General features: G+C 72.2%; 25 protein-coding genes and 1 riboswitch. Of the genes, 17 read left to right on the forward strand and 8 right to left on the reverse strand.

The window, feature by feature from the left end:
* The first annotated feature begins 122 nt into the window (after positions 1–122).
* Complete coding sequence (locus tag BKA00_RS33075; RefSeq protein WP_185031719.1) at positions 123–680, forward strand: GlcG/HbpS family heme-binding protein; 558 nt, start codon at positions 123–125, stop codon at positions 678–680.
* A 76-nt stretch (positions 681–756) separates the two neighbouring features.
* On the opposite strand, the gene BKA00_RS33080 is transcribed toward BKA00_RS33075, so the two are convergent.
* The 4 genes from BKA00_RS33080 to BKA00_RS33090 form a co-directional block, all read right to left on the reverse strand.
* A complete protein-coding gene (locus BKA00_RS33080; protein WP_185031720.1) occupies positions 757–1,128 on the reverse strand; it encodes a hypothetical protein in 372 nt (123 codons plus the stop codon).
* Positions 1,129–1,495: 367 nt separating this feature from the next.
* Positions 1,496–1,627 carry a hypothetical protein gene (locus BKA00_RS40140; protein WP_268248216.1) on the reverse strand — a complete coding sequence of 44 codons (132 nt, stop codon included), beginning with the start codon at positions 1,625–1,627 and terminating at the stop codon, positions 1,496–1,498.
* A gap of 199 nt (positions 1,628–1,826) precedes the next feature.
* Complete coding sequence (locus BKA00_RS33085; RefSeq protein WP_185031723.1) at positions 1,827–2,264, reverse strand: peptidase inhibitor family I36 protein; 438 nt, start codon at positions 2,262–2,264, stop codon at positions 1,827–1,829.
* Positions 2,265–2,403: 139 nt separating this feature from the next.
* The gene (locus BKA00_RS33090; RefSeq protein WP_185031725.1) at positions 2,404–3,543 is read right to left on the reverse strand and encodes a serine hydrolase domain-containing protein; all 1,140 of its coding nucleotides are present in this window, start codon (positions 3,541–3,543) and stop codon (positions 2,404–2,406) included.
* Between the two features lie 125 nt (positions 3,544–3,668).
* Here BKA00_RS33090 and BKA00_RS33095 point away from each other — a divergent pair, with 125 nt between their 5' ends.
* The 7 genes from BKA00_RS33095 to BKA00_RS33125 all read left to right on the forward strand — a co-directional run bounded on the left by BKA00_RS33095 (position 3,669) and on the right by BKA00_RS33125 (position 11,042).
* A complete protein-coding gene (locus BKA00_RS33095) occupies positions 3,669–4,967 on the forward strand; it encodes a cytochrome P450 (protein WP_185031727.1) in 1,299 nt (432 codons plus the stop codon).
* A 63-nt stretch (positions 4,968–5,030) separates the two neighbouring features.
* Entirely contained in the window at positions 5,031–5,678 is a 648-nt protein-coding gene (locus BKA00_RS33100; protein WP_185031728.1) for a TetR/AcrR family transcriptional regulator, read from the forward strand.
* Positions 5,679–5,709: 31 nt separating this feature from the next.
* Positions 5,710–5,994 (forward strand): GlsB/YeaQ/YmgE family stress response membrane protein, encoded by a 285-nt coding sequence (locus tag BKA00_RS33105; RefSeq protein WP_185031730.1) that lies wholly within the window; start codon positions 5,710–5,712, stop codon positions 5,992–5,994.
* Between the two features lie 255 nt (positions 5,995–6,249).
* The gene (locus BKA00_RS33110; protein ID WP_230298800.1) at positions 6,250–6,489 is read left to right on the forward strand and encodes a DUF485 domain-containing protein; all 240 of its coding nucleotides are present in this window, start codon (positions 6,250–6,252) and stop codon (positions 6,487–6,489) included.
* Positions 6,486–8,150, forward strand: a complete 1,665-nt coding sequence (locus BKA00_RS33115; protein WP_185031738.1) for a solute symporter family protein — start codon at positions 6,486–6,488, stop codon at positions 8,148–8,150. The genes BKA00_RS33110 and BKA00_RS33115 overlap by 4 nt, the downstream gene beginning before the upstream one ends.
* A gap of 190 nt (positions 8,151–8,340) precedes the next feature.
* Positions 8,341–10,644: a S8 family peptidase gene (locus BKA00_RS33120; RefSeq protein ID WP_185031739.1), complete on the forward strand. Its 2,304-nt coding sequence runs from the start codon at positions 8,341–8,343 to the stop codon at positions 10,642–10,644.
* A 107-nt stretch (positions 10,645–10,751) separates the two neighbouring features.
* Positions 10,752–11,042 carry an SHOCT domain-containing protein gene (locus tag BKA00_RS33125; RefSeq protein WP_185031741.1) on the forward strand — a complete coding sequence of 97 codons (291 nt, stop codon included), beginning with the start codon at positions 10,752–10,754 and terminating at the stop codon, positions 11,040–11,042.
* 76 nt (positions 11,043–11,118) lie between these two features.
* Here BKA00_RS33125 and BKA00_RS33130 read toward each other — a convergent pair whose 3' ends face one another.
* Positions 11,119–11,733 (reverse strand): MarR family winged helix-turn-helix transcriptional regulator, encoded by a 615-nt coding sequence (locus BKA00_RS33130; RefSeq protein WP_185031743.1) that lies wholly within the window; start codon positions 11,731–11,733, stop codon positions 11,119–11,121.
* A 320-nt stretch (positions 11,734–12,053) separates the two neighbouring features.
* Between BKA00_RS33130 and BKA00_RS33135 the strand changes: the two genes are divergently transcribed.
* The 3 genes from BKA00_RS33135 to BKA00_RS33145 all read left to right on the forward strand — a co-directional run bounded on the left by BKA00_RS33135 (position 12,054) and on the right by BKA00_RS33145 (position 14,553).
* Positions 12,054–12,383, forward strand: a complete 330-nt coding sequence (locus BKA00_RS33135; protein ID WP_185035129.1) for a DUF3263 domain-containing protein — start codon at positions 12,054–12,056, stop codon at positions 12,381–12,383.
* A 19-nt stretch (positions 12,384–12,402) separates the two neighbouring features.
* Positions 12,403–13,224 (forward strand): trehalose-phosphatase, encoded by an 822-nt coding sequence (gene otsB / locus BKA00_RS33140; RefSeq protein WP_185031752.1) that lies wholly within the window; start codon positions 12,403–12,405, stop codon positions 13,222–13,224.
* Positions 13,225–13,746: 522 nt separating this feature from the next.
* Positions 13,747–14,553 carry a hypothetical protein gene (locus tag BKA00_RS33145; RefSeq protein ID WP_185031754.1) on the forward strand — a complete coding sequence of 269 codons (807 nt, stop codon included), beginning with the start codon at positions 13,747–13,749 and terminating at the stop codon, positions 14,551–14,553.
* Between the two features lie 52 nt (positions 14,554–14,605).
* Here BKA00_RS33145 and BKA00_RS33150 read toward each other — a convergent pair whose 3' ends face one another.
* Together BKA00_RS33150 and BKA00_RS33155 are read right to left on the reverse strand one after the other, a co-directional pair.
* Positions 14,606–15,202: a PadR family transcriptional regulator gene (locus BKA00_RS33150; RefSeq protein ID WP_185031756.1), complete on the reverse strand. Its 597-nt coding sequence runs from the start codon at positions 15,200–15,202 to the stop codon at positions 14,606–14,608.
* Positions 15,203–15,387: 185 nt separating this feature from the next.
* Positions 15,388–17,376 carry a serine/threonine-protein kinase gene (locus tag BKA00_RS33155; protein WP_230298799.1) on the reverse strand — a complete coding sequence of 663 codons (1,989 nt, stop codon included), beginning with the start codon at positions 17,374–17,376 and terminating at the stop codon, positions 15,388–15,390.
* Between the two features lie 121 nt (positions 17,377–17,497).
* Between BKA00_RS33155 and BKA00_RS33160 the strand changes: the two genes are divergently transcribed.
* Together BKA00_RS33160 and BKA00_RS33165 are read left to right on the forward strand one after the other, a co-directional pair.
* Entirely contained in the window at positions 17,498–18,049 is a 552-nt protein-coding gene (locus tag BKA00_RS33160) for an RNA polymerase sigma factor (RefSeq protein WP_089313869.1), read from the forward strand.
* A gap of 86 nt (positions 18,050–18,135) precedes the next feature.
* On the forward strand, positions 18,136–19,161 hold the full coding sequence (locus tag BKA00_RS33165; protein WP_230298798.1) for a sulfotransferase family protein: 1,026 nt from the start codon (positions 18,136–18,138) through the stop codon (positions 19,159–19,161).
* 63 nt (positions 19,162–19,224) lie between these two features.
* On the opposite strand, the gene BKA00_RS33170 is transcribed toward BKA00_RS33165, so the two are convergent.
* Positions 19,225–20,721: an alpha,alpha-trehalose-phosphate synthase (UDP-forming) gene (locus BKA00_RS33170; RefSeq protein ID WP_185031761.1), complete on the reverse strand. Its 1,497-nt coding sequence runs from the start codon at positions 20,719–20,721 to the stop codon at positions 19,225–19,227.
* Positions 20,722–20,841: 120 nt separating this feature from the next.
* On the opposite strand from BKA00_RS33170, the gene BKA00_RS33175 reads away from it, so the two are divergent.
* From BKA00_RS33175 to BKA00_RS33190, 4 genes are all read left to right on the forward strand, one after another.
* Positions 20,842–21,777, forward strand: a complete 936-nt coding sequence (locus BKA00_RS33175) for a cation diffusion facilitator family transporter (protein WP_185031763.1) — start codon at positions 20,842–20,844, stop codon at positions 21,775–21,777.
* 95 nt (positions 21,778–21,872) lie between these two features.
* Positions 21,873–22,013: riboswitch (SAM riboswitch) on the forward strand.
* Positions 22,014–22,029: 16 nt separating this feature from the next.
* Positions 22,030–23,274 carry a threonine synthase gene (thrC, locus tag BKA00_RS33180; protein WP_185031765.1) on the forward strand — a complete coding sequence of 415 codons (1,245 nt, stop codon included), beginning with the start codon at positions 22,030–22,032 and terminating at the stop codon, positions 23,272–23,274.
* A gap of 15 nt (positions 23,275–23,289) precedes the next feature.
* Positions 23,290–23,568 (forward strand): MoaD/ThiS family protein, encoded by a 279-nt coding sequence (locus tag BKA00_RS33185; protein ID WP_149262935.1) that lies wholly within the window; start codon positions 23,290–23,292, stop codon positions 23,566–23,568.
* 298 nt (positions 23,569–23,866) lie between these two features.
* Positions 23,867–24,847, forward strand: a complete 981-nt coding sequence (locus tag BKA00_RS33190) for a hypothetical protein (protein WP_185031767.1) — start codon at positions 23,867–23,869, stop codon at positions 24,845–24,847.
* Positions 24,848–25,285 lie beyond the last annotated feature (438 nt).

Consider the following 25,285-nt stretch of genomic DNA (forward strand, 5'->3'; position numbering starts at 1 on the left):
TTCGTTTTCCGAGTGTTGCTCAGCGCACAGTGCACCGCGGGTTGTTACCGGCCCCCGATCCGATTACCGTGCATGTCTGAACGATCACTCTATGTAATCGGATGCTGGGGAATCGGGGAGACATGTCGATCAGACATTTCGTCGGCGGCGCCGTCGCGCTGGCCGCGGTCGCGGCCGGGACCTTCGGAGGTGCGGGGACGGCGTCGGCCGCGGCGCCGGCAGCCGCCATCACCGTCCACGGCGGGCACGGCGGGCACGGCGGGCACGGCGGGCACGGCAAGGCCACGGCACCGGAACGGGTCCTGTCCGACAGTGCGCTCGTCCGGGCGTCCAGGGCCCTGGTGCACTCGGCGCGGCGGCACGGGAACCAGCACGTGACGATGGTCATCATGGAACGGGCCGGCACCATCCGGCTCGTGGTCCGCACTCGCAAGGCGGGCCCGCAGACCTACGAGTCCGCCAAGCGCAAGGCCTACACCGCCGTGGCGTTCGGCCAGCCCACGAGCGCCCTGACCGGAAACGAAACGATCAAGCAGATCCCCGGCACTCTGGTGCTGCCCGGCGGCGTCCCCGTCAAGTACAGGGGCTTCCCCATCGCCGGCATCGGCGTCGGCGGCGCACCCGACGGCAGGATCGACGAGGCCATCGCCAACGACGTCCTCGCGGCCATCGGCCGCTGACCCGGGTAAACCGATAAAGCGGCCCCGGGGGGCCGCTCTTGGATCGGATCGGGGCTCGGCGGGAGCCCCGATGGCTCTACTTCGAGTCGCGAGGTGTCGCGAACACGAAGTGCTTGAAGAGCAGCCACAGCACGATGACGAGGCCGGTGCCACCGAAGCCGGTGACGATGTGGGACAGCCCACTGTCTCCGCCGCTGCCGAAGATGGCCAGCATGACGAAGGACGTGAGCACGATGCTGCCGGTGAGGGGGCGCTTCACGGAGTCGGTCCCCGAGTGGCTGGTCCAGGAGCGCCGGTTGAGCACGTAGCCGCCGACGACCAGGCCGCCACCGATGGCGATGCAGATGAAGTCGGCCCCGTCGTTGAGAAGGAAGGTGACGAGGACGAAGAAGAGGGCGATGACGGCCGTGACGAGGGTCGCGGTGTCGTTGTCGCGGTTGATGCGCATGAATTCTTTCCTTTGTGAGAGGCCGCGCTGAGTGCGGCCGCGAATGATTGGGGTTGTCGGAATAAGTTCGTGCCGAGCACGCCTGCGGTTCTGACCGTCCCCAAGGCGGCCCGCTGCGCAAGCTTCTGGTGCGGACCGGTCACCCCCCAAGGGCGCGGAGGTGGTCTCGCCGAACCGGTCGGCGAGACTTCTGGCTCGCCGTCCGTTCGCTTAGGGGATGCCCGGGCGCGTGGGGCGGAGGGAGCGCATGGGCTGATCCGGCCGGCGCCGCTGCTCGTCGGGGTGGGGCGCCGTTATCGCAGGGCGTGAACAAAACCGGCTCCCCGCGCAGCGCGCGGGGAGCCGGTAGTCCAGTTAGAAAGGTGGGTCAGCTTTTCGCAGCGTCCCTCGCCTTCTCGGCCTCTTCCTTGGTGTCGTGAGGCCCGGAGATCGGTTTGTCGGTGCCGATTTCCAGCACCCACCACTTTCTTTTCCCGCGTTTGCGGACATGAGTCGCCACGTGGTCCTCCCTTGCTTTGCGTCACCGCCCGCGCCTGGTGCGGACGGTCGGTTCCTTACCGTGTCGTTCTCGTGGCAGCGCGCAAGGAAAGCGGATCGGAGAGGTGAGGTGCTGCGGCGTGGGGAGGTGATACCGTCCGGCCGGGATCGGACGTCCCGGCCGGACGGCCGAGGGGGAGCGGGGGGCCAGTTCTAGATCGTCAGGCCCAGTCGACCAGGTCGACGGTGTCGTTGTCGGACGGCGGCTCCTCCAGGGGCTGGCCGGGGTACAGGGGGCGGGCCTTGCCGTTGGCCTCGTCGATCAGTACGGCGAGGCCGTGGGCGTTGTTGACCCATGAGGAGACGTTGTTGGCGGCGGTGTCGTCGCCCATGGGCAGGGCCTTGAGGTCGACCTTGTAGCCGGCGCCGATGCCGTAGGCCGGGCCCTGCCGGTTGTAGTCCCGGTAGAGGCAGAGGGTGCCCGGCGGGCAGCCCTCGGCGTCGTCGAGCTTGACGACGCCGGGGGGCAGGTCGGCCAGGGCCGGGTGCGCCGTGACGGTGGCGGCCTGGGCGGCGGTCGATATAGCGGGGCCGGTCATGGTGGCGCAGGCGGCCAGGGCGGTCGTGGTCACCAGGAGGCGCGCTTTCCAATTGGCCATGGGGGGCTCTCCGTTTCGTATGTCGTGGTTCGCGGCATGGGTGACGCCGCGCGACAAGAGTTACACGGAGAGTGACATCCCGTCAGCCTGCATCGATGGCCTTATGTGGTCAGATGGCTACTGTTCGTGATGATGGTGGTCAGGTGCCGCAGAGGGCGTGCGGGAGGGCGGCACGCATGGCACTGTCCAGGGCCGGGCCGCCGCCCGGGTTGAGGTTGACCATGACGGTGGCCTGCCGGCCGTGCGTGGTGGCGCCGGCGCGGACGCTGAAGCCGAGCATGTCGCCGTCATGGCCCCAGAAGCCGTCCTTGCAGATGGACGAGTTCTCGACGGGCGTCCACTCCAGCCCCAGGCCGTACTTGGAGCCTGACGTGCGGCCCGTGGGGCGGGCGGTCAGCATCTCCCGCACCTGCGCCGGCCTCAGCAGGCGTCCTTGGAGGACGGCCGCCAGGAAGCGGTTGAGGTCCGAGGCGCTGGAGATCATGCCGCCTCCGGCTCCGGCGACGGTCGGGTTGAGGCGGGTGATGTCCACCAGGTCGGACTGCGGCCGGACGTAGCCGCGGGGATGCGGGCCGGGGATCCCGGGGGCGTCCGTCGGTACGAAGGTGTCGTGCAGTGCGAGGGGACGGATCACGCGCCGGCGGATCTCCTCGCCGAAGGGGTGCCCCGTCGCGCTCTCGATGATCATCCCGGCCAGGAGGTAGTTGGTGCTGGAGTAGCTCCAGCCCTTGCCGGGTTCGAATTCCCGCTGGTGCGGCAGGGCGATGTCCACCAGTTCGCGGGCCTCCCAGTGCCGGAGCGGGTCCTTGAGCACCTCCAGCGGTGACATGTGGTCCAGGACGTCCGGCAGCCCGCTGGTGTGCTGGAGCAGCTGGCGGACGGTGATCTGCCGCCCGTCGTTGTCCGCGCCGCGCACCACGCCGGGCAGGTACCGCTCCACGGGAGCGTCGAGTTCGACGCGGCCTTCGCCGACGAGCTGGAGGACGACGGTGGCGACGAACGGCTTCGTCAGGCTGCCGATCCGGAAGCGGCTTCGGGGGTTGACCGGCGTGTTCGTGCGGATGTCGGCGACTCCGCTGGTGGCCGTCAGACGGCCGTGCCGGTCGTGGATCTGCGCGAGCGCCCCCGGAGCGCCGTCCGGACCGCTCAGGCTCTCCACCACCTGTCGCAGGTTCGTGGGGCGGGGCGTGGCCGCGTTCGCCGGGGTGGCCGAGACACCGACCGCCAGGGCCAGGACGACGGCCGCAGCGCCGCGGGGGATCAGGCTTCTTGTGATCATGCATCGGGACGATAAGGAGCGGCGCTTCGGGCGCACATCCAGCGTGTGAGCCATCCGTGCTCTCACCCGTAGCGGGGAGCGAAGAGTGGGTTGTCGTGGGCTGGGGTGGTTCCTACGGTTGAGGCATGGACGAACGGGGTGTGCGGGGACCGGGGGCGTTCGAGGCTGTTCGGTGGTGGGGGCGGATGGCCCGGAGCCCGATCGGCACCTACGGGGCCCTGGCCAGACGCTACGGGGACGCCGTTCGGGTGCCGTTCGGACCGAACCGGGCGTTCTTCCTTCTGTCGCGTCCCGAGCATGCCGAGCGGATCCTCGTCGCCAACCAGGACAACTACGTGAAGGCGTTCACGTATCGGCCGCTCCGGGCCGTCCTCGGGGACGGGCTCCTCACCAGCGAAGGTGAGACGTGGCGGCGGCATCGGCGGGTGGTGCAGCCGGTGTTCGCGCAGCGGCATGTCGTCGGGTTCGCGTCGCAGATGGCCGAGACGGCCGCTCAAGCCGTCGGACGGTGGCCCGACGGGGTCGCGTTAGACGCGGCAGGGGAATTGCGACGCCTCACGTTGGGCATCGTGGGACGGGCGTTGTTCGGCAGTGAGCTCGAAGGGGAGGCCGAGAGGACGGGGCGGGCGCTTGAGGCGCTCCAGAGAGCGGCCGTTGTCGGGACCTTCTTGCCTGGGGCGACCGCCAAGCGGGGCGTGTACCAGCGGGTGCCGGGGCTGGGGGGTGCCATGAAGCACCTTGACGGCATGGTCCAGCGGGTCGTGAAGGGCTCGTCCGGTGGCGAACTGTTGAATCTGCTCAAGGAGAGCGGTCAGATCAGCGAGGCGGAGCTGCGCGACGAGGTTCTCACCCTGTTGTTGGCCGGACACGAGACCACGGCGGCTTCCCTTGCCTGGACGTTCATGCTCCTGTCGAAGTACCCGGCGGCCAGGGACCGCCTAGAGGACGAGGTGGACAAGGTCCTAGGCGGCAGAGAACCGACGGCCGAGGACGTCGAGCGGCTGCCCTGGACGAAGGCCGTCCTGTCGGAGGCGATGCGGCTCTACCCGCCCGCCTGGACCATCGAGCGTGACGCTCTGGAAGACGACGAGGTCGCCGGGGTACGGGTGCCGGCCGGATCGACGATCGCCGTCCCCCCGTACCTGATCCATCGGAACGCCGAGGTCTGGCCCAACCCTGAGGGATTCCAGCCCGAGCGGTTCATGGGGGAGCAGGCACACCCCCGGTACGCGTATCTGCCGTTCGGCGGCGGGCGCCGCATCTGCGTGGGCGCCGGTTTCGCGATGCTGGAGGCGACCCTGGTGCTCGCCACCATCGCCCGGACGCACCGGCTCGACCTGGTGCCGGGCGTGGCCGTGCCCGTCCGGGCGGAGATCACGTTCCGTCCTGCCGGGGTCCTTCCGATGCGGGTCGTGCGGAGGTAGGCGGCTCGGACGGTCGGCGGGGCGGGCCAGAATCGGAGGACGGGCCTCCACTACGCTGTGCTCATGGGTGCGAAGCAGCGGCCGCTGCGGGCCGACGCGCGGGACAACCGCGACCGGATCCTCGCCGCCGCCCGTGAGGTGTTCGTCGAGCAGGGCCCGGGCGCGCCGCTGGAGGAGATCTCACGGCGCGCGGGCACCGGCATCGCCACGCTCTACCGGCGCTTTCCGGACCGGCGGACCCTGACGAGGGCCGTCGCCCTGGACGCCCTGGAGCGCACCAGGGACGAGCTCAAGCGCGCGCGGGACGAGGAGCGGACCGCCTTCGACGCCCTCGTCCGCTACATGCACCGCGTGCTGGACATCCGCATCGGCGCCGTCTTCCCCGTCCTGCTGGACCAGATCCCGTTCGACGACGAGGAGATCGCCGCCGCTCGCGACGAGGGCGCCGCCGTCATGAAGGAACTCGTCGCCGCCGCGCAGGAGAACGGCGACCTGCGTCCGGACGTCACCCACGGCGATGTCGGGATGCTGCTCGTGCGGCTGTCGCGCCCGCTGCCGGGCCCGCCGCCGCGGGACACGGGCGAGGACCCCGCGCACCGGCACCTCGACCTGCTCATCGACGGCCTGCGCGCCGGACGTCCCGGGGAGCTCGGCGGGACGGCGCCGGCCTTCGGCGACCCGCGGTCCATGGGGGACGCCCCGGGAAGGTGACGTCCGGGCTGTAATGGGCACAGGCCAGGACATGAACATCTCAGGCATCATCAGCGCGATCGTGATCGGCGCGATCATCGGGGCGCTCGGGCGGCTGGTGCTCCCCGGCCGCCAGCCGATCGGCGTCCTCCTGACCGTGATCGTCGGTATCGTCGCCGCGATCGTCGGGACGGCCGTCGCGCAGCAGGTGGGCGTGGCCACGACCAACGGGATCGACTGGATCGAACTGGTCTTCCAGATCGGCCTGGCGGTGCTCGGTGTCGCCATCGTCGCCGGTCTCCGGGCAAGGCGCGGCCATCGCCGCTACGAACGCTGACCGCGGTCCCGCAAAAGGGTCCAGAAGCAGCGTCGACCCCTTCCTGGCCTGCGCGCTCGCGGCTGCCGCCTCGCCGTCGCGGGCGTTGGCCGTCTCCGGCCGCCGCCATGCGGATCTCGTCAAACGGCACTTGCGGTCGGCGATTCTTTGCTCTCATAGTGCGACCGAAAGGACGCGGAGAGTAGCGAAGGGGCGGGGGGAGACCGAATGGCGGGGGGACTTGCGCCCGTTGCGGGACATGAGAGGTTCCTGCTGTTGCGGAGGCGGTTCCGGCGGGCGGCGGTCGTGGTCACGGCCGGGTTCCTCGGGTGGTATCTCGTCTTCGTCGGGCTGGCGGCGTTCGCGCGCGGCTTCATGGCGCGGACGGTCGCCGGGAGCGTCAACGTCGCGCTGCTGCTGGGGCTGCTGCAGTTCGCCTCGACGTTCGCGCTGACCTGGGGCTACCTGGTGTACGCGCGCAGGCGGCTTGACCCGCTGGCCGGTGAGCTGCGGTGACGGGGGGCGCGCTGACGTTCGGGCTCTTCCTGGTGTTCATCCTGGTCACGCTGGCCATCACGGTGCGGGCGCGGGTGACCACGCGCGGCGCCGACGACTTCTACGCGGGCGGGCGGACGTTCACCGGCCCGCAGAACGGGATCGCCCTCGCCGGCGACTACATGTCGGCGGCCTCGTTCCTCGGCATCGCCGGGATCATCGCGCTGAACGGGTACGACGGGTTCCTGTACTCGATCGGGTTCCTCGTCGCGTGGCTTCTCGCGCTGCTGCTGGTCGAGCTGGTCCGCAACGCGGGCCGCTTCACGATGGGGGACGTGCTGGTGCGCCGGGTGCGGCGGCAGGCGCCGGTGCGGCGGGCCGCGGCCGTGTCCACCGTGACCGTGTCGGTGTTCTACCTGCTCGCGCAGATGGTCGGGGCCGGGGCGCTGGTGTCGCTGCTGCTCGGCATCCACCGCGGCGAGCGGTTCCTCGGGATGGGCGCGGGCACCGCGAAGACCGTCACGATCGTGGCGGTGGGCGCGCTGATGATCCTCTACGTGGCGTTCGGCGGGATGAAGGCCACGACCTGGGTGCAGATCATCAAGACCGGGCTGCTGATGGCCGGGGCGGTGGTGCTGACGGCGCTGGTGCTCGGCAGGTTCGGGTTCGACGCAAGCGCGATGCTCGGGTCGGCCGCCGACGCGAGCGGGAAGGGCGAGGCGTTCCTGCGCCCCGGGCTCCAGTACGGGCAGGACGTCCCGGGCGACGCCTACCGGACGGTGGTCAACAAGCTCGACTTCATCAGCCTCGCCCTCGCCCTCGTGCTCGGCACGGCGGGCCTGCCGCACGTCGTCGCGCGGTTCTTCACCGTCCCGGACGGGCGGGCCGCGCGCACGTCGGTGTCCTGGGCGATCGGCCTGGTCGGCGTCTTCTACCTGATGACGCTCGCCCTCGGCTTCGGCGCGGCGGCCCTGGTGGGGCGGTCCGCGATCGTCGCGCAGGACCCGTCGGGCAACACGGCGGTGCCGCAGCTCGCGCAGGCCGTCGGGCAGCACGTCGGCGGGCGGGTCGGCGGGGACGTCCTGCTGGCGTTCATCGGGGCGGTGGCGTTCGCGACGATCCTCGCGGTCGTGTCCGGGCTGGTGCTGGCGTCGTCGGCGTCGCTGGCGCACGACTACTTCGGCCAGGTGCTGATGCTCGGCCGCCCGCGCGAGTCGCAGGAGGTCGCGGTCGCGCGGTTCGCCTCGTTCCTCGTCGGGTCGCTGGCGATCGTCCTGGCGGTGGTGGCCCGCGACCTGAACGTGGCGTTCCTGGTGGCGCTGGCGTTCGCGATGGCCGCCTCGGCGAACGTCCCGGCGATCGTGCTGTCGCTGTTCTGGCGCCGGTTCAACTCCGCCGGGGTCGTCGCGGGCATCTACGGGGGGCTGATCGGGTCGCTGGTGCTGGTCTTCTTCTCCCCCGTCGTCTCCGGCAAGGTCGATCCGGTGACGGGGCAGAGCCTGTCGCTGTTCCCCACGGGCGTCGACTTCCACCTGTTCCCGCTGGAGAACCCGGGCCTCGTGTCGATCCCGATCGGGTTCGCGTGCGCGGTCGCCGGCACCTTCGCCGGACGGGAGAAGGCCGACCGGGAGCGCTACGACGACCTGTCGGTCAGGGCCCTGACGGGTGCGGGATCACAGTGACCAGGACGGCGCGCACGGGTTAGCATGCCGTGCCCGGTTTGATTACCCGTGAGTACGGAAGGCTGAGCCGGGAAGATCCGCGCTGTCCGGGCCCGTGCCCTAATGTGCCGAGTGCCCGGGCCGGGGGCGGTTCGCGTGGCAGAATGTCACCCGCCGTGGAGCGCGGCGGTCAGCCAGAGGGAGGGGCGGCGTGTCCGAAGCCGGTCGGCGCCGTCCGGCGCACCCCCGACCGGCCGTGCCGTTGCTCCGGCTCGGCGCCCGGACGACCGCGGCCCTCACCGCGCTCACGCTCGGCGCCGCCGTGGCGGTGCCCGCGGCGATCGTCTCCGACACCCCGGCGCACGGCCGGACGGTTCGCGGTGCGTCGGCCGGCGCCGTGGCCGGGCCCCTGCTGCACGCGCCGACCGACCAGATCCGCTCCCGCGAGTGGCACCTCGACGTCCTGCGCGCCCAGAAGGCGTGGCGGTACTCCCGGGGGCGCGGCGTCACGGTCGCCGTCCTCGACACCGGCGTCGACCGGCGGCATCCCGACCTCACCGGCCGCGTCGTCACCGGCCCCGACCTGACCGGCGGCGTACGGCGTCCGGGAAGCCGCTACTGGGGCCTGCACGGGACGTCCATGGCCAGCATCATCGCCGGTCACGGGCATGGCCCCGAGCTGTCGCAGGGCATGATGGGCGTCGCGCCGCTCAGCAGCGTCCTGTCCGTCCGCGTCACGCTGGAGAACGACGACCCGCTGCGCCGCGACAACGGGCAGCAGCCCGGCGCCGGCGGCGACCGCGACGCGGTGGCCCAGGGCATCCGGTACGCCGTCGACCACGGCGCCGGGATCATCAACATGTCGCTCGGCGGCGGCCGCCAGTCCTACAACGGCACGCCCTCGCAGGAGAAGGCGATCCGGTACGCGCTCTCCAAGGGCGTCGTGCTGATCGCCTCCGCCGGCAACGACGGCTCCGGAGCCAACCGCAGGAACTTCCCCGCCGCCTACCCGGGCGTGATCGCCGTCGGCGCGCTCGACCGCCGCCTGCGCCTCTGGAAGGACAGCAACCGCCGCTCGGGCGCCGCCGTCTGCGCGCCCGGCGTCGAGATCGTCAGCGCGGACGCCAGCAACGGCTACGTCGTCGGGACGGGCACCAGCGCCTCGTCCGCGATCGTCGCCGGGGTCGCCGCGCTCGTCCGCTCCCGCTACCCGAGGCTGAGCCCCGCGGAGGTCCGGCGGGCGCTCATCCAGGGCTCCCCGGCCCGCGCCGCCCAGCCCACGGGGACGCCCGAATGCCGCGGGACGGTGGACGCTGTCCGCACCCTCGTCGCCGCCAACCAGATCAACAAGACCTCCAGCGGGCCGGTGGAGACACCGCCCCCCGCCGCGACGCCGCGGCCGGCCGCGCAGCCGGGCGACCGCGACTCCGGCGTGCTGTTCCCGCTCGTCCTCGGCGGCGGAGGGCTGCTGGTCCTCCTCGGGCTCGTGCTCGGGTGGCGGCAGCGGCGGCGCCCCGAGGAGGACGCCGCCGACACCGACGCCGTCGCCGACTACGGCCTGCCGTCGGCCCCGGCCGCGCCGCGCGAACCCGCGGCCGCCATGCCCGCGGCCCCCGCCGAGACGTACGCGGCGCCCGTGGTCGCGCCGGTCAACGCGCCGCTCTTCCAGAACAACGAGGTCTACTCGGGGGCCGCCTTCGAGGAGCCTCCGCTTCCAGGCGCCGTGCCGCAGGACGCCCCGCTGTGGGACCCGCCGCAGCCCGCGCCGGGCCCCGTCTCCTTCATGCCGCCGGACCCCGGTCCCGCCGAGCCCCCGCCGTCCCCCGGCTGGGACGGGCGGCTGCCGCCCCCCATCGAGCCGAAGCAGCCGCCGATGATGCCGAACGAGCTGCGCCCGTTCGTCCCCGGCGAGTTCGGCACGGGCGCCCACGGACCCCGCAACGGGACCGACCCCCTCCACAATGGAGCCGACCCCCTTAACGGGACCGACCCCCTTAACGGGGCCGACGCCTCCAACGGGGCCGACGCCTTCAACGGGAGCGACCCCCTCAACGGCCACGACCCTCTTAGCGGGAGCGACGCTTTCAACGGAAGGGACGCGCTCAACGGGAGCGACGCGCTCAACGGGTACGACGTTCTCAATGGGAACGGGCGCAACGGCGACGGGCTGAACGGGGCGGCGCGGGACGAGCCGTCGATCCTCGATGACGACGACTGGAACGCCTTCCGCCGGGGCGCCCTGGAGCCGCCGGACGCGCCCGAGCCCGGCACGGCGAATCCGCCCTTCGCGGTACCTCCGGAACTGCCGGGCGAACCGCCGCTTCCGCCCGTACCCCACGCGGACCAGGGACCGGCCGAGCCGTTCCCCGACGTTCCGCCGCCCGGCCTGGGCGGCGCCGAGCCGCCGGAAGGGCCCGTCCCGCCGCCGGACCCGGCCGACGGTGAGCCGCGCGGACGGCACTCGCGGCGGCCGCGGCCCGGCGAAGACGAGGACTACCGGCCGCCCTGGTGGTGAGCGCGGTACTCCGGCGGGCGTAGCGCGAGTGCCTCCGGCCGGACGACGCGGCCCCCCGTACCTCTCGCCGAGCATCGACCTATCCGACACAGGGAGGTCGAAGAACCATGTTGACGACGTTGGCGACGCAGGCGGCCGCGATGCACCCGGGCGGCTGGCACGACGGGGACGCCCCCGCGTTCTGGCCGGTCTTCCCCATCACGTTCGGCCTGTTCTGGCTGGCCGTGCTCGGCGGCGCCTTCTACCTCATCCGGCGCCGCGTGCACGACGGCGCGGCGGCGGCCAGGGCGGCGGCAGACCCGATGACCAAGGCGCGCTCGGTGCTGGCCGAGCGGTTCGCCCGAGGCGAGATCGACGAGGACGAGTACCACGTCCGCATGTCCGCCCTACGTGACTAGCGCGTTGAGTCGCGGCGTGTTGCCCTTCTGCGAGCGCTGATAAGGGCAACACGCCGCAAGTCGACGCCGGGCCCGGCTAGTCGGCGGCCGCTTCTTCGAAGATGCGGTCGATGCCGTCCGGGTACATCGGGGCCTGGACGGCGGCGTCGGCGAAGCGGGTGAGCAGCCGCGCGAACTCGGTGCGCTCCCGCTCCGACCAGTCGGCCATCAGGTCGTCGAGGTAGGCGCGGCGGAAGCGGTCGGAGACCTGCTTGACGCGCCGCCCGGACTCGGTCAGGCCGAGGTTGGCGCGACGCGCGTCGACGGGGGAGGGGCGCCGGGACACCAGGCCGGCGTCGATGGCGTGCCCGACGAGGCGGCTCGCCGTGGACGGGTCGATCTCCAGCCGTTCCGCGACCGCGCCGACCGTGACCTCGCAGGACGGGTCGTCCGGGCCTTCGCAGCCGGTGAGGGCGGCGACCGCGTTCACCACCATGAGGTTCGACAGCTGCAGCGGGCGCCCGTCGGCGGCGGTGGAGGTCTGGGCGCGGACGCGCTTGACGAGGTCGGGCTTGGCCCACACGCGGCGCAGATGGAACAGCGCGGTCGCGATATCGGTGAGGACGCCGTCGACGGGGGGTTCGGGAGGGGTCCCGTCCCGGGGCGCGGCCCGCTCGGCGGTCCGTCCCGTGGCGGAGGTCTCCGTCGCCATGCAAGGTCTCCGTTCCGGACGCCGAACGCTGCGGATCACCCACTCTAACGTATGCAGAGTACATACGTTCCCGGTGCGGCGTGAACCTCGTTGCCGGTGAGACACCTGGCGCTGAAGAGCCCCAGGTGAACGGGGATGTGATGCACTGAACCACCGGCGTCCGTTCCCCGGGATCCGCCGGTACTTGTCCGCCAGGACGCGTAGCATGGCTCCCGCCCGAACCCGGACGACCCGGGATCAGTAACCACAGAGGGGACCTGATGCGAGCGGCGAACGCCCCCGGTGACCCCCGCGGTGACGTCCCCCCGCAGGGCCGAGCCATGGACGACGGCCGCCCCCCGGCCGAGCCCGGCCCCGCCGACGCGGAGGACGGAGCGGACGACGCGGCGTTCAGCGCCGGAGGGCTCTCCGAGCGCGACCGCGGGATCCTCGCCTTCGAACGGCAGTGGTGGAAGTACGCCGGGGCCAAGGAGCAGGCCATCCGCGAGACGTTCGACATGTCGGCCACGCGGTACTACCAGCTCCTGAACATCCTGATCGACCGGCCCGAGGCGCTGGAGTGCGACCCGATGCTCGTCAAGCGCCTGCGCCGGATGCGGACACAGCGGCAACGGAGCCGTGCCGCGCGGCGGCTCGGCATCCGGCCCTGAGCTGGCCACCATTGGTCACGTGAACTCTCCCCGCTCTCTGACGGCCGCAGGTGCCGTAGGCCTTGACGCCATCCGCGAGAACCCGGCCGGAGCCGTGCTCGGCTTCGACTTCGACGGCACCCTCGCGCCGATCGTCGCCGACCCCGCCGCGGCGAGGGCCCATCCGGACGCCGCGCCGGCCCTGGCCCGGCTGGCCCCCCTGGTCGGCTCGCTGCTGATCGTGACCGGACGGCCCGCCGCCGTGGCCGTCGAGTACGGCGGATTCGAGGACGTCGACGGGCTCGTCGTCCTCGGGCAGTACGGCCTCGAACGCTGGGACTCCGGCGCGCTGACCGTGCCGGAGCCGCCGCCCGGCGTCGCCGAGGCCCGCGCGAAGCTGCCCGGCGTCCTCGCCGCCGCCGGCGCCCCGCCCGAGACGTTCGTCGAGGACAAGGGCCAGGCGCTCGCCGTCCACACCCGGCGGTGCGCCGAACCGCAGGTCGCGCTGGACCGGCTGCGCAGCATCCTCGCCGCGCTCGCCGAGCGGACCGGGCTGGCCGTGGAGCCCGGGCGGTACGTCCTCGAACTGCGCCCGCCCGGCATGGACAAGGGCAAGGCGCTGCGCGCGTACCTCGACGACCGGGGGACGCGCCCCTCCGCCGTGCTGTTCGCCGGGGACGACCTCGGCGACCTCGCCGCGTTCGACGCCGTCGACGCGCTGCGCGCCGAGGGCGTGCCCGGCGTTCTGGTGTGCAGCGGCTCGACCGAGGTCACCGCGCTCGCCGAACGGGCGGACCTGGTGGTCGACGGGCCCGCCGGCGTGGTCGACCTCATCGGCTCGCTCGCCGACTCCCTCTCCTGAGCCCTCCCTCGTCCGACTCCTCCCGCGGACTCCGGCGCCACCCGGGCGCCGGAGCGCGGAGAGTTGTCCGTCAGGTGACAAGAGCCGCGGCTCGACTTGTCGTATCTCGCGAGACTCCGGGGGCCGGTGTGGCGCGAGGAGGCGATTAAGTCAAAATGTGATGAATTGTGGGGAGTGCGGCTTCACGGGGGAGCCGCACGAGGGACATCGGGAGGCTAGACGGTGGACACGGAACCGGGACTTCCGCGCCGTCCAGGCGAGACCAGGCACACGCCCTCCCAGGGCATCCCGAGGGCCACGCCCAGGGAAGGAACTCCGGTCCGCCCGCCCGGCGCCCACGTACCGCCCGGCGGCCCGGGTCCGTCGGGGCCTCCCATTCCACCGGACGCACCGACGCGTCCGATCGTCCACAGCGCTCCGGCGGCGCAGGCGCCGCCGCGTGTCTGGGGCACGCCGCCGCCCTCGCCTCCCGAGCCGCCGCGGCCGCGTCCCGAGCCGCTCGGAGGGCCAGAGTGGGCCGCCGTGCCCGAGGCGCAGGACGCCTACTCCGCGCCCGAGGAGCGGTCGTCGACAACCGGGCCGATGGGCGTCCGCGAGACCAGCGGCGTCCAGGTGCGGCTCGGGCCGCGTGAGCGCGAGCGCGAGCGTCGGGAGCGGCGGCGCAAGGGACGCCGCAGCGGCCTGGTCGCGGCCGGCGTGCTCGTCCTGGCCGGTCTGGTCACGGCCGGGCTCGTGCTCACGCCCGGCTCCGGCGGCGAGGGCGCGACGGAGGCGGCCCCCGCCGCGGGCGAGCGGGCGCCGGGCGGAGCCGCCAAGCTGCCGCCCGCGGGCTCGCCCATCACGGTCGGCACCGCCGACGGCTCCAGGTACCGGATCGCCGCGGTGACGTCCGGAATCAGCGACGGCGTCGTGACGACGGCCAGGTCCGCGCCGCCGTCCGGGACGGCGTTCCCCTACATCGAGTACATCCTCGGCAACCCGAGCGGCGGGAAGGTCCTGCTCGACTTCCCCGGCGACGTGTTCGTCAGGCGCGACCTCGTCACGCCGGCGGCGCGGGGACGCTGCATGCCGCAGGCCGGCGTCCCCGAGGCCCTGTGCACGCCGCCGACCGCCAGCCAGTTCGTGCGGCGGCTCGCGGGCGGCGCGCTGATCGCGGGGGAGGGCGGCGACAAGTACCTGCCGCCGGGCTCGTCGTACCTGGTCCGCGCGACGGTGAGCGTCCCGGTCGACCGCGGCGTCAGGCGCTCGGACATGGCCCTGTACGTGTGGAAGCAGCTCTACATGGCCGACCGCCTCGCCAGTCGGGCGCCCTTCCCGAAGGGAAAGTGAAACCGCCGCGGCCTTGGCGGCCACGGCGGTTCCGGTCGGTGCTTCCTGAGGCTCACTCGGCTTCGGGGTCATCGGCGAGGATCCCGTAGAGGCGGCGGCGGGCGTCGTTGACCACGTCCAGCGCGCGCGCCTTCTGCGCCTCGCTGCCCACGGCCATCACCTGGTGGAGGGCGCCCATCAGCTGGCCGACGGCCTCGCGTCCGCGCAGGACGTTCTCGCCGGCGGCCTCGGTGACCTCGTCCCAGGGGGCGGCGGTCTGCGCCGACGCCTCCTCCCGGCCGGAGTCGGTGAGGGAGAACAGCCGCTTGCCGCCCTGCTCCTCACTGGTGACCAGGCCCTCGTCCTCCAGCATCTGGAGGGTCGGATAGACCGAGCCGGGGCTCGGACGCCAGACGCCGCCGGTGCGGCCGTCCAGTTCCTGGATCATCTCGTAGCCGTGCATCGCCCGCTCGGCCAGCAGGGCGAGCAGCGCCGCCCGGACGTTGCCGCGCCGGGTGCGCCGGCCGCGGCCGCCGCGTCCGCGTTGGCCGGGCCCGAAGCCGGGTCCGCCCGGGCCGCCGGGTCCCCACGGGCCGAACGGGTCGCCGCGGCGCCCCCGCTCCCTGGGGCCCGCGAAGCCGCCGCGCCTTCTCATCGTGTGCTCGTGCATCGCAGTCTCCTTCTCCTGTTGATCGGTTGCGATGCTTCGACGATATATCGCTAACATGTCGCGATGCAACAAGTGTGATGCAGATCACTACGGAGTGTGCCCGTGCCGAACGGAACGAGGCGCGGAGCGGCGGCCGCTCCGCGCCTCGATACGCGGGTCTTCGTACTACCGGTCCGGGCCTTGGATCAGGGGCCGGTGACCTTCAGGTTGTCCAGGATGTCCTTGGTGGCGTCGCGGCCGTCGGTCTCCTTGACCCGGATCCACAGGCCGAACTTGCCGGACCTGTCCTTGAGGCCGACCTCGGTGACCGACGGCGTGCCGGTCTTGCACGCGGTGAAGCGGGTGATCGTCCCGCTGAGGGCGCCGTCCGGTGTGGTGTAGTTCTCCGGCGCGGCCTTCGTGCACTGCGGATGGACGGCGGCGCGCGGCGGCGGGAGCTGGCCCTGACCCAGGTCGGTGGTCACGCCGACGAACACGCCGGGGCCCTTGCCGTTGCCGAGGAAGGCGGCCTTGTCCGGCGTCGCGCGCAGCACCGGCCGCGGCTGGGCGTCGGTGAGGCCGACGGCGGACGGCGTCCACGTCGCTTCCTGCCCCTGCACCGGCCACGCCTTCGGCACCGCGGTCTTGATCTTGCCGGAGCCGTCGGCGACCGCGGCGAAGTCCTTCGGCACCGCCGGCTTCTTGCCCTTGCCGTCCTTGCCGCCGTCCTTGCCGTCGTCGCCGGAGAACATCATGCCGAGGGTCAGCCCGCCGATCACCGCCACCACCAGCACGACCGCCGTGATGATCAGCGGCGTGACGAACTTCTTCGGCGCGCCGGCGCCCCGCGGCCCGCCCTGCCCGCCGCCCTGGACCGGCCCCGGGGGCGGAGGCTGGAACCCGGTCGGCGGGGGCCCGTAGGGCTGCTGGCCGCCCGGGCCCATCTGCTGCATCGGGCCGCCCTGCGGGGCTCCGCCCTGCGGCGGCTGGGTCGGGAACGCGGTCGTCTTGTCGTCAGGCGCCTGGGGCTGGGGCGGCGCCTGCGGTCGGCCCTGCTGCCGGCCCTGCGGCGGGGGCTGGTAGGCGATCGTCGGGTTGTTGTCGTTGTCCGGGGCCGTGGGCCCCTCCACCTGGGTAAAGGGGGCGGAGCGCCCGCTGGGGCGGTCGACGACCGTCGCATCCTCGGACGACGAACTGGGCGGGACGCCCATCTCGGACGTGTGGAGGTCGTCCTCGCCGGGCTGGTCGAACCGTGTCTGCATGCCGGGCGGCGCGCCCTGCCCCGCCGCCGCACCTGGCTGCGCGGGGCCGGGCTGCTGCGCGGGAGTGGGCTGCCGCTGGCCCTGGACGCCCTCGCGGTAGAAGTCCTGGACGGTCGCGTCCGCGTCGATCTGCGGCGCGGGAGTCTCTGGAGGCGGGGGCGCGGCGTGGACGGGCGCCGGTGCGGCCTGCGCCGGCGCCCCCTGCGCGGAGGTCGGCCGCAGCGTGGACAGCGCCTCGGCGAACGCCTCGGCGTTCGGCCACCGCTTCTCCCGCTCGACCTCCAGCGCCCGCAGGACCACCTGGTCGAACGCGGGGGGCAGGCCCTCGCGCAGCTCGCTCGGCGCTTTCTTGACCGGCGCCGGGCCCGGGGCCCGTCCGGTGAGCATGTGGTACGTCAGCGCGCCGAGCCCGTACACGTCAGCGCGGATGTCGAGCCCGCCGCCGAAGCGCGCCTGCTCGGGCGACATGTACCCGGGCGTGCCGACCGGCAGGGTGAAGGCGCCGGACGCGTGCGCGAGCGCCTTGGCGAGGCCGAGGTCGGCGATGAGCAGCTTCTCGCCGCCGTCCGGCGTCGACTGGAACAGCACGTTGGACGGCTTCAGGTCGCGGTGGATGACGCCCAGCGTGTTGATGACCTCGACGCCATAGGCGATCTGCTCGGCGAGCGCCACCGCCTCACTGACCGGAAGTGGCCGCTCACGCATTCGATCGCCGAGCGTTCCGCGGTCGGCGTACGACATCACGAAGTAGGGGCGCCCGTCAGGGAGCTCGCCGATGTCGTGGACCCGGACGAGCCGCTCGGAGTCGGCGCGGCGTAGGATCCGGGCTTCCTCCAGGAACCTGTTGCGCACGTCCAGATCGTCGATCAGGCTGCCGTTCAGCACCTTTATGGCGACCTGGGACTCGAGGGCGTCGTCGTGACCCAGCCACACAGAGGCGAACGCCCCCGAACCCAGGACGCGATCGATCCGGTAACGGCCTACTGATGGTGGGAAAGACACTCCCGTATCATCCCAACAACGGGGTGAGCGCGCGAACGAGCAATGAGGCGGCATGGCATTCGACGAGAGGACCGAGGAGTTGGCGGTCAAGGCCGCACAGGGCGACCAGGGCGCCCTCAACGAGCTCCTCCGCAAGATCGAGCCGGACGTGCTGCGGCACAGCTCCCGGTTCCTGCCCTGCCGACAGGACGCCGAGGAGGCGTGCCAGGACGCGCTGCTCCAGGTCGCCCGGAACATCCACCGGTTCGAGGGCCGGTCGCGGTTCAGCACCTGGCTGCACGTCGTCGTCGCCAACTCCGCCCGCTCCACCTACCGGTCGCTGAAGCGGCGTTCGGTCGAGCAGGCGGGCGAGCTTCCGCAGCAGCGCCCCGACCCGCGCCGGACGAGCGTCATCGCCGGCTCCCGGGTCGACATCCTGGACGCCATGGAGGACCTGGAGGCCCGCAAGCCGGACCTCATCCAGGCCCTCGTGCTGCGGGACGTCTCGCAGCTGGAGTACGCGGAGATCGCCGAGCAGCTCAAGCTTCCGCTCGGCACGGTCAAGTCCCGCATCCACGAGGCGCGCAAGCAGGTGAGGCAGACGCTCGGCGAGTCCTACACCTGACCGCCGGTCAAGGGTGGGTCATCGGCCGGTAACAGTGAGTGCAGAAGCCGGGTCCTGAGCTGGGCTTCTGCACCAGCATGCGGTGCATGTCACCAGGACCGGCCCTCCGCCACGATCGTCCGATCTTCATCTTCGGCTGTCCTCGCTCGGGCACGACGTTGCTGCGCCTGATGCTGCACTCGCACGCCCGCATCGCGATCCCGGCGGAGACCAGGTTCGTCCTGCCCGCCTATACGGCCAGGTGCGACTACGGTGACCTCCGGGAGAGCAAGAACAGGCGGATGCTCGCGGAGTGGATCGTCGGGGAACGGTCGACCAAGGTGCGGGCGCTCGGCGTGGACCCCGACGGGCTCATCGAGGAGATCGCCGGCGGGCCGCCGACGCTCGGCTCGGCGATCGGGATCGTCTTCCGCGCCTACGCATGCCTGCACGGCAAGCCGCGGTGGGGCGACAAGCGGCCGAGCTACTCCCAGCACGTCGGCGCGCTGCTGCGGATGTTCCCCGACGCCCAGTTCGTCCATCTCATCCGGGACGGCCGCGACTGCGTCGCCTCGCTGATGGAGATGCCGTGGTTCGACGCCGACATCCACCACGCCGTCTCCGCCTGGCGGGAGACGATCGACCGCGGTCGCCGGCTCGCCGAGCGCCTCGGCCCCGACTCCTACTACGAGCTGCAGTACGAGCGGCTCGTCGCCGACCCCGCCGACGAGCTGGCCCGGCTCTGCGGCTTCCTCGGCGAGGACTTCGACGCCCAGATGATCCACCCGGAGGGCCTCGCGAAGCGGATCGTCCCGTCCACCAAGAAGTGGCACGGCCGCACGCACGACGCCGTCACCACCAACCGCGTCGGCTCGTGGGCCGAGCGCCTCGACGCCTGGGAGATCAGCCTGGCCGAGGCCGCGTTCGGCGAGCGGCTCGCCGAGTACGGCTACGAGCCGAGCGGCCTGCCGAAGCCGTCCACGGCCCAGCTCGCCCGCTTCACCCGTACCGCCGCCCACCGGCGCATGGCGCAGAGCAAGGCCGCGCTGCGCGAACGTTGGAGGCAGCACCACGAGCCGAACCCCGTCGAGTGCCTCCTCACCGCCGAGCGGTCCACCAGCACCGCCCCCTGACCGGACCCCCGGCGTGTCGCCCTGACGCCCGCAGAGCAGGACGCCGCTCCCTCTCGCGGGGGGCTAGTAGTCCAGCGCGGCGAGCTGGTCGGCGAACCAGCGCTGCGGGGGCAGGGCGGTCGCGGCGTCGGCGAGGCGGGCGCAGTGTTCGGCCCGCCGGGCGCGCGGCATCAGCAGGGCCTGCCGCAGGGCCTCGGCCGTCTGCGACACGTCGTAGGGGTTGACCACCAGCGCGTCCTCGGACAGCTCCGCCGCCGCGCCCGCCTCCCGCGACAGCACGAGCGCGCAGCCGTTCCGCGACAGGACGGGCCCCTCCTTCGCGACCAGGTTCATCCCGTCCCGGATCGGGTTCACGAGCAGGACGTCGGCCAGGCCGTAGGCGGCGAGCGAGCGCGGGTAGTCGTCGTTCACCTGAAGGATCAGCGGGTCCCAGTCGGCCGTGCCGAACTCCTCCGAGATCTGCCCGGCCATGCGCTGCACGGCCTCGGTGTACTCCCGGTACTCGGGCAGGTCGTAGCGGGACGGGTAGGCGAACGCGAGGTGCACGACGCGGCCCCGCCACTCGGGATGGTTGACCAGCATCTCCCGGTACGCGGCGAGCCCGCGCACGATGTTCTTGGACAGCTCCGTCCGGTCGATCCGCACGATGAGCCGGCGGTCTCCCACCTGTTCGCGCAGCGCGCGGGCCCTTTCGACGACGTCCGGCTCGGCGGCGCGCCGGCGCAGGGCCGCCCCGTCCACGCCGAGGCCGTGCACGCCCACGCGCGTGGTGTGGCCCGAACAGGTGACGGTGCGGGCCACGCGGTCGACGCGCGCGCCGGGCAGCAGCTCGCAGCAGTCGAGGAAGGCCGACGCCCACCGCTCGGTGAGGAAGCCGGCGTGGTCCGCGCCGAGGATGCCGAGAAGGACCTGCGCGCCGATGTCGTCCGGGAGCAGCCTGAAGTACTCCGGCGGCGCCCAGGGCGTGTGGGAGAAGTGCACGATCTTCAGGTCGGGACGCCGGTCGCGCAGCATCCGCGGAGCCAGCGACAGGTGGTAGTCCTGGATCGCCGCCTTCGCGCCCCGGGCGGCGTCCCGTGCGAGGGCGTCCGCGAAGGCCGCGTTGTAGGCCTCGTAGGACTGCCAGTCGCGCCGGGCGCGGGCGTCGAAGTGCGGGCTGCGCGGTGTGTCGTACAACAGGTGGTGGATGAACCAGAGCGTCGAGTTCGCGACGCCGTTGTAGGCGCGGTCGAACGTGGCCGCCGGGATGTCGAGCATCCGCACCGCGGCTCCGCCGGTCTCGTACCCGGCGAGGTCGAGGCGTCCGTCCGGGGCGCGGCGCGCGGCCGTGCGGTCGGCCTCGCCGAGGCTCGCGCACACCCACAGGACGTCGGATCCGGTGGGGGACGGCTCCCGCGCCGTCCCGGCCGGCCGCGGCGGGCCCGGGTCGCGCGGGGCGCCCGTGACGGCGGCGAGGCCCGAGACGAGGCCGCCGCCCCCGCGCCGCAGGGTGAGCCCGCCGTCGTCCGACAGCGAGAACGACACCGGGCCCCGGTTCGAGGCCACCAGCACTTGGCTCATACGGGAAGGGTCTCAGTTGCGGCCGAGGCGCACCAAAGGGACCCGCGAGGTCGCCGCCGTCGCCCGCGCTTGTGTCCGTTCCGCCCGATTAGTCATTCACCCAGGGGGTATCCGGCGGCAATGAGCAAGTCCGAGACGACGAAAACCGTGCTCGTCGCCGGTGCCGCGAACCTCATCCTCGCGATCACGAAGCTGTTCGCCGGCCTGCTGGCCGGGTCCAGCGCCATGCTCGCGGAGAGCGCGCACTCGGTGGCGGACACCCTCAACCAGGGCTTCCTCTACACCTCGCTCCGGCGCAGCGAGCGGCCCCCCGACCGGCGCCACCCCTTCGGATACGGCAACGAGCGGTACGTGTGGTCGCTGCTCGCCGCGTTCGGCATCTTCGTGGCCGGCGCGGGATTCTCGATCTTCGAGGGCATCCTGACCATGACCGGCCACGGCGCCGGCGGGACGACGGTGTGGCTCGCCTACGCCGTCCTCGGCCTCGGCGCGGTGCTGGAGGGGGCGTCCTGGATCCGCGCCTTCCACCAGGCGAAGAAGGAGACGCGCGAGAGCGACCGCGACCTCGTCGAGCACGTCCGCAAGTCGCCCGACGTGACGTTCAAGACCGCGCTGTTCGAGGACACCGCGGCGATGGTCGGCCTCGCCCTCGCCGCCGGCGGGCTCGCGATGCGCCAGATCACCGGCTCGGAGTTCTGGGACGGGCTCGCGTCCGCCCTCATCGGCGTGCTCCTGGTCGTCCTCGCGTTCTCGATCGGCCGGGAGAGCGTGCAGCTGCTCATCGGCCGGGCGGCCGACCCCGCCGAGCAGCGCGAGATCCGCGCCGAGATCTGCGGCGCGCCCGGGGTGACCGGCGTGGACGAGCTGCTCACCATGCACTTCGGCCCCGAGCAGCTCCTCGTCGCCGCGAAGGTGCACTTCTCCGACGACATCAGCGCCGACGAGGCCGAGGACGTCGCCGGCGAGATCGACCGGCGGCTCCGCGAGCGCGTCCCCACCGTCCGGCACGTCTTCCTCGACCCCACCCAGCGCGTGATCAAGACCTCCGCCGGGTAACGTCTCACTCGCTGGACCCACCTGTCTGGCATCCGGTCAGTTCATGTAAAGTCACGCATACGAGCTCAAAGCTCTCATGATCGACAACTTCATATTGCTCATCCAGAGGGGTGGAGGGACCGGCCCTGCGAAGCCCCGGCAACCACCCGGCTGCGGCGCGTCGCGATCCTGCGAGGCCGGCCGGGAGATGGTGCCAACTCCGGCCTGCGACCAAGGTGGCGCAGGGAAGATGGGGAGAAAGGCCTCGCCCTCATGGCACTCACGCCTGCCACAGACCTCGGACCGGCTACCGCTCTCGTCTGCCGCGAATGCGGCTCGTCCCGGGACCTCGGTCCCTTCTACGCGTGTGAAGAGTGTTTCGGCCCCCTGGAGATCGCCTACGACTTCGGCGGCGTCAGCCGGGAGTCCATCGAGTCCGGGCCGCGCAACATCTGGCGGTACCGCGGCCTGCTGCCCGTCCCGCCCAACGTGGCCGACACCCCGAACACCGAGCCGGGCCTGACCCGTCTCGTCCGCGCCGACAACCTCGCCGAGAGCCTCGGCCTGCAGAGCCTGTGGGTGAAGGACGACAGCGGTAACCCGACCCACTCGTTCAAGGACCGCGTCGTCGCCGTGGCGCTCGCCGCCGCCCGCGAGCTGGGGTTCAAGGTGCTGGCCTGCCCGTCCACCGGGAACCTCGCCAACGCCGTCGCCGCCGCGGCGGCCCGCGCCGGGATCCGCAGCGCGGTGTTCGTCCCGTCGAACCTGGAGTCCCAGAAGATCATCACGACGGCCGTGTACGGCGGGACGTTCGTGACGGTCGACGGGAACTACGACGACGTCAACCGGCTCGCGTCCGAGATCGCGGGCGAGCAGGACGACTGGGCCTTCGTCAACGTCAACGTGCGCCCCTACTACGCCGAGGGCTCCAAGACGCTCGGCTACGAGATCGCCGAGCAGCTCGGCTGGCGGCTGCCGGACCAGATCGTCGTGCCGGTCGCGTCGGGCTCCCAGCTCACCAAGATCGACAAGGCGTTCCAGGAGCTGATCAAGCTGGGCCTGGTGGAGGACAAGCCGTACCGCGTCTTCGGCGCCCAGGCCGCCGGGTGCGACCCGGTCGCCGCCGCGTTCAAGGCGGGCCACGACGTCGTCCGCCCGGTGAAGCCCGACACGATCGCCAAGTCCCTCGCCATCGGCAACCCCGCCGACGGGCCCTACGTCCTGGACGTGGCCCGCCGCACCGGCGGCGCCGTCGAGGACGTCACCGACGAGCAGGTCGTCGAGGGCATCCGGCTCCTGGCCCGCACCGAGGGCATCTTCGGCGAGACGGCCGGCGGCGTCACCGTCGCGACCCTGCGCAAGCTCGTCGAGGCGGGCTCCCTCGACCCGGGCGCCGAGACCGTGATCATCAACTCCGGGGACGGCCTGAAGACCCTGGACGCCGTCGCCCCGGTCGTCGCGCCGTCGGCGAACATCGCCCCGTCCCTGGAGGCGTTCCGCGCCGCGGGCATCGCCTGAGAACGAAGGAGCAGCATGAGCAGCGTGTCCGTCCGTATTCCGACGATCCTGCGGACCTACACCGGGGGCGAGTCCGAGGTGAAGGCCGAGGGCGCGACCCTGCGCGCGGTCGTCGCCGACCTCGAGGCCAGCTACTCCGGCATCTCCGCCCGCATCCTGGACGACGCGGGCAAGATCCGCCGTTTCGTGAACGTCTACGTCGGTGACGAGGACGTCCGCTTCGCCGAGGGTCTCGACACCCCGACGCCCGAGGGCGCCCAGATCTCGATCATCCCCGCGGTGGCGGGCGGCTGACGTCCGTCTCGTCCCTGAGGCCCCGGCACGTCCACCGTGCCGGGGCTTTTCCTTGCACACCGGCCGATTCCCCCCTTCTCAGAAACGCGATTGCCCCGGTGGATGCTGGATTGGGTGACTGTTCTGCCCGCCCGGCTAAACGCACATGGGAAAAGCTTTAGCGAGCGCCAGTTTCGCGGCTTTGATCTTGATCTCCGCCTCCCCGTCGCTTGGGTTTTTCGCAGGCCGCGTCCTGGAAGATTGAATCCGGAGTGGCGCTCCCTGGGGCGCCGATCGGCATACGAGAGTGAGGAAAGGCATGAAGCGCATTTTGCGCACGATGGCCGTGACCGGGATAACGATGGGAGCGGCCGTCCTCGCGGCTCCCTCGGCCATGGCCGACATCAACTTCTACGCGGTGGAGAAGGCCTACGTGGGGCACAACGGCCCCTCGTACATCAGCGAGAAGGGCCCGGGCGACCTGATCTACACCGACATCGTCCGGTCTCCCAAGGCCGCGCCGGTGATCGGGAACAAGCCGGTGAAGACCGGTGACATCACCACGAAGCTCCACGGCGGGAAGCACAACACGGCCGTCACCGATGTCGAGGGTTCCGAGCAGGAGGCCACCAAGGTCGCCCTCGCCAAGGCGGCCGAGCACCAGGCCGCGGAGCAGCAGGCGGCCCCGGAGGCCGCTCCGCAGCAGGAGTCCCTGCAGGCGGCTCCGGAGCAGGGTGCCGAGCAGGCCGCCCCGCAGCAGGGGGAGCAGCAGGCCGCTCCCCAGCAGGAGGCCCAGCAGAACGCCCCGCAGCAGGAGGCGGAGCAGGCCGCCCCTCAGCAGGACGCGCAGCAGGCCGCGCCGGAGCAGGGTGCCGAGCAGGCCGCCCCGCAGGAGGCCCAGCAGCAGGAGGCTCAGCAGCAGGAGGCCCAGCAGCAGGAGGCTCAGCAGCAGGAGGCTCAGCAGCAGGAGGCTCAGCAGAACGCTCCGGAGCAGCAGCAGGCCGACGCCAACGCTCCTCAGGCCGGGCAGCGGCTGGCCACCACGGGGGACCACCCCAAGCCGGTGAACGTCCACGCGGTCAAGAAGGCGGTCGTCGGCCAGAACGGCCCCGTCTCCAACAGCGAGAACGGCTCGGGCGACGCGATCTTCACGAACCTCAGCGGATCGCCCCGCTCGAACGTCTACGCCGGCAACAGCGCGACGATGACCGGGCCCATCACCAACCGGATCCACGGCGGGACGCACAACACCGTGATCAACGCGATCGAGGGCCCCGAGCAGGAGTCCACCAAGCGGTGAACCGCGGTTCTTAGCAGAACACACGAGCACCAAGGCCGCTCCGGCCCGGTCACGCATCGACGCCGGAGCGGCCGCCCAATGTCCGGACCCGTTTGCGGTGGCCCTTTGCCCGGGAACGAAGAAACATCCTCACCATTCGCCACACTCCACGAAGCGGCCCACCGGGCCGTGGTGACCCCGGGGCATCGGGCCGCCGCAAACGCCCTCGCGAATATGCGCCGCCGCAAGTGCGCGCATGCGGTGTCCCCTCGACGAGCGCACCACCGTACGGGCCCGGCCGCCCGACAGGGCAGACGCATTTCTGCACCGGCCGTCCACATTTGCGATGGCCCTGCCCGAAGAGTGAGACCTTGATCGCCGCTGGCCCCCCGGGTGCGCCGACTCGGCGGACGCCGGTGCGCGGAAGCGGGGCCGCAGGGGTATCCGTCCTCACTGGGA

The organism is Actinomadura coerulea, from assembly GCF_014208105.1.
GTDB lineage: Bacteria > Actinomycetota > Actinomycetes > Streptosporangiales > Streptosporangiaceae > Spirillospora > Spirillospora coerulea.

Coding starts and splice junctions, on each gene's coding strand:
- BKA00_RS33135 (WP_185035129.1), top strand. CDS start 12,054: ATGGACGACGGCCGCCCCCCGGCCGAGCCCGGCCCCGCCGACGCGGAG.
- BKA00_RS33090 (WP_185031725.1), bottom strand. CDS start 3,543: ATGATCACAAGAAGCCTGATCCCCCGCGGCGCTGCGGCCGTCGTCCTG.
- BKA00_RS33170 (WP_185031761.1), bottom strand. CDS start 20,721: ATGAGCCAAGTGCTGGTGGCCTCGAACCGGGGCCCGGTGTCGTTCTCG.
- thrC (WP_185031765.1), top strand. CDS start 22,030: ATGGCACTCACGCCTGCCACAGACCTCGGACCGGCTACCGCTCTCGTC.
- BKA00_RS33160 (WP_089313869.1), top strand. CDS start 17,498: ATGGCATTCGACGAGAGGACCGAGGAGTTGGCGGTCAAGGCCGCACAG.
- BKA00_RS33165 (WP_230298798.1), top strand. CDS start 18,136: ATGTCACCAGGACCGGCCCTCCGCCACGATCGTCCGATCTTCATCTTC.
- BKA00_RS33105 (WP_185031730.1), top strand. CDS start 5,710: ATGAACATCTCAGGCATCATCAGCGCGATCGTGATCGGCGCGATCATC.
- BKA00_RS33100 (WP_185031728.1), top strand. CDS start 5,031: ATGGGTGCGAAGCAGCGGCCGCTGCGGGCCGACGCGCGGGACAACCGC.
- BKA00_RS33075 (WP_185031719.1), top strand. CDS start 123: ATGTCGATCAGACATTTCGTCGGCGGCGCCGTCGCGCTGGCCGCGGTC.
- BKA00_RS33150 (WP_185031756.1), bottom strand. CDS start 15,202: ATGCACGAGCACACGATGAGAAGGCGCGGCGGCTTCGCGGGCCCCAGG.
- BKA00_RS33190 (WP_185031767.1), top strand. CDS start 23,867: ATGAAGCGCATTTTGCGCACGATGGCCGTGACCGGGATAACGATGGGA.
- BKA00_RS33095 (WP_185031727.1), top strand. CDS start 3,669: ATGGACGAACGGGGTGTGCGGGGACCGGGGGCGTTCGAGGCTGTTCGG.
- BKA00_RS33185 (WP_149262935.1), top strand. CDS start 23,290: ATGAGCAGCGTGTCCGTCCGTATTCCGACGATCCTGCGGACCTACACC.
- BKA00_RS33130 (WP_185031743.1), bottom strand. CDS start 11,733: ATGGCGACGGAGACCTCCGCCACGGGACGGACCGCCGAGCGGGCCGCG.
- BKA00_RS33080 (WP_185031720.1), bottom strand. CDS start 1,128: ATGCGCATCAACCGCGACAACGACACCGCGACCCTCGTCACGGCCGTC.
- BKA00_RS33175 (WP_185031763.1), top strand. CDS start 20,842: ATGAGCAAGTCCGAGACGACGAAAACCGTGCTCGTCGCCGGTGCCGCG.
- BKA00_RS33085 (WP_185031723.1), bottom strand. CDS start 2,264: ATGGCCAATTGGAAAGCGCGCCTCCTGGTGACCACGACCGCCCTGGCC.
- BKA00_RS33125 (WP_185031741.1), top strand. CDS start 10,752: ATGTTGACGACGTTGGCGACGCAGGCGGCCGCGATGCACCCGGGCGGC.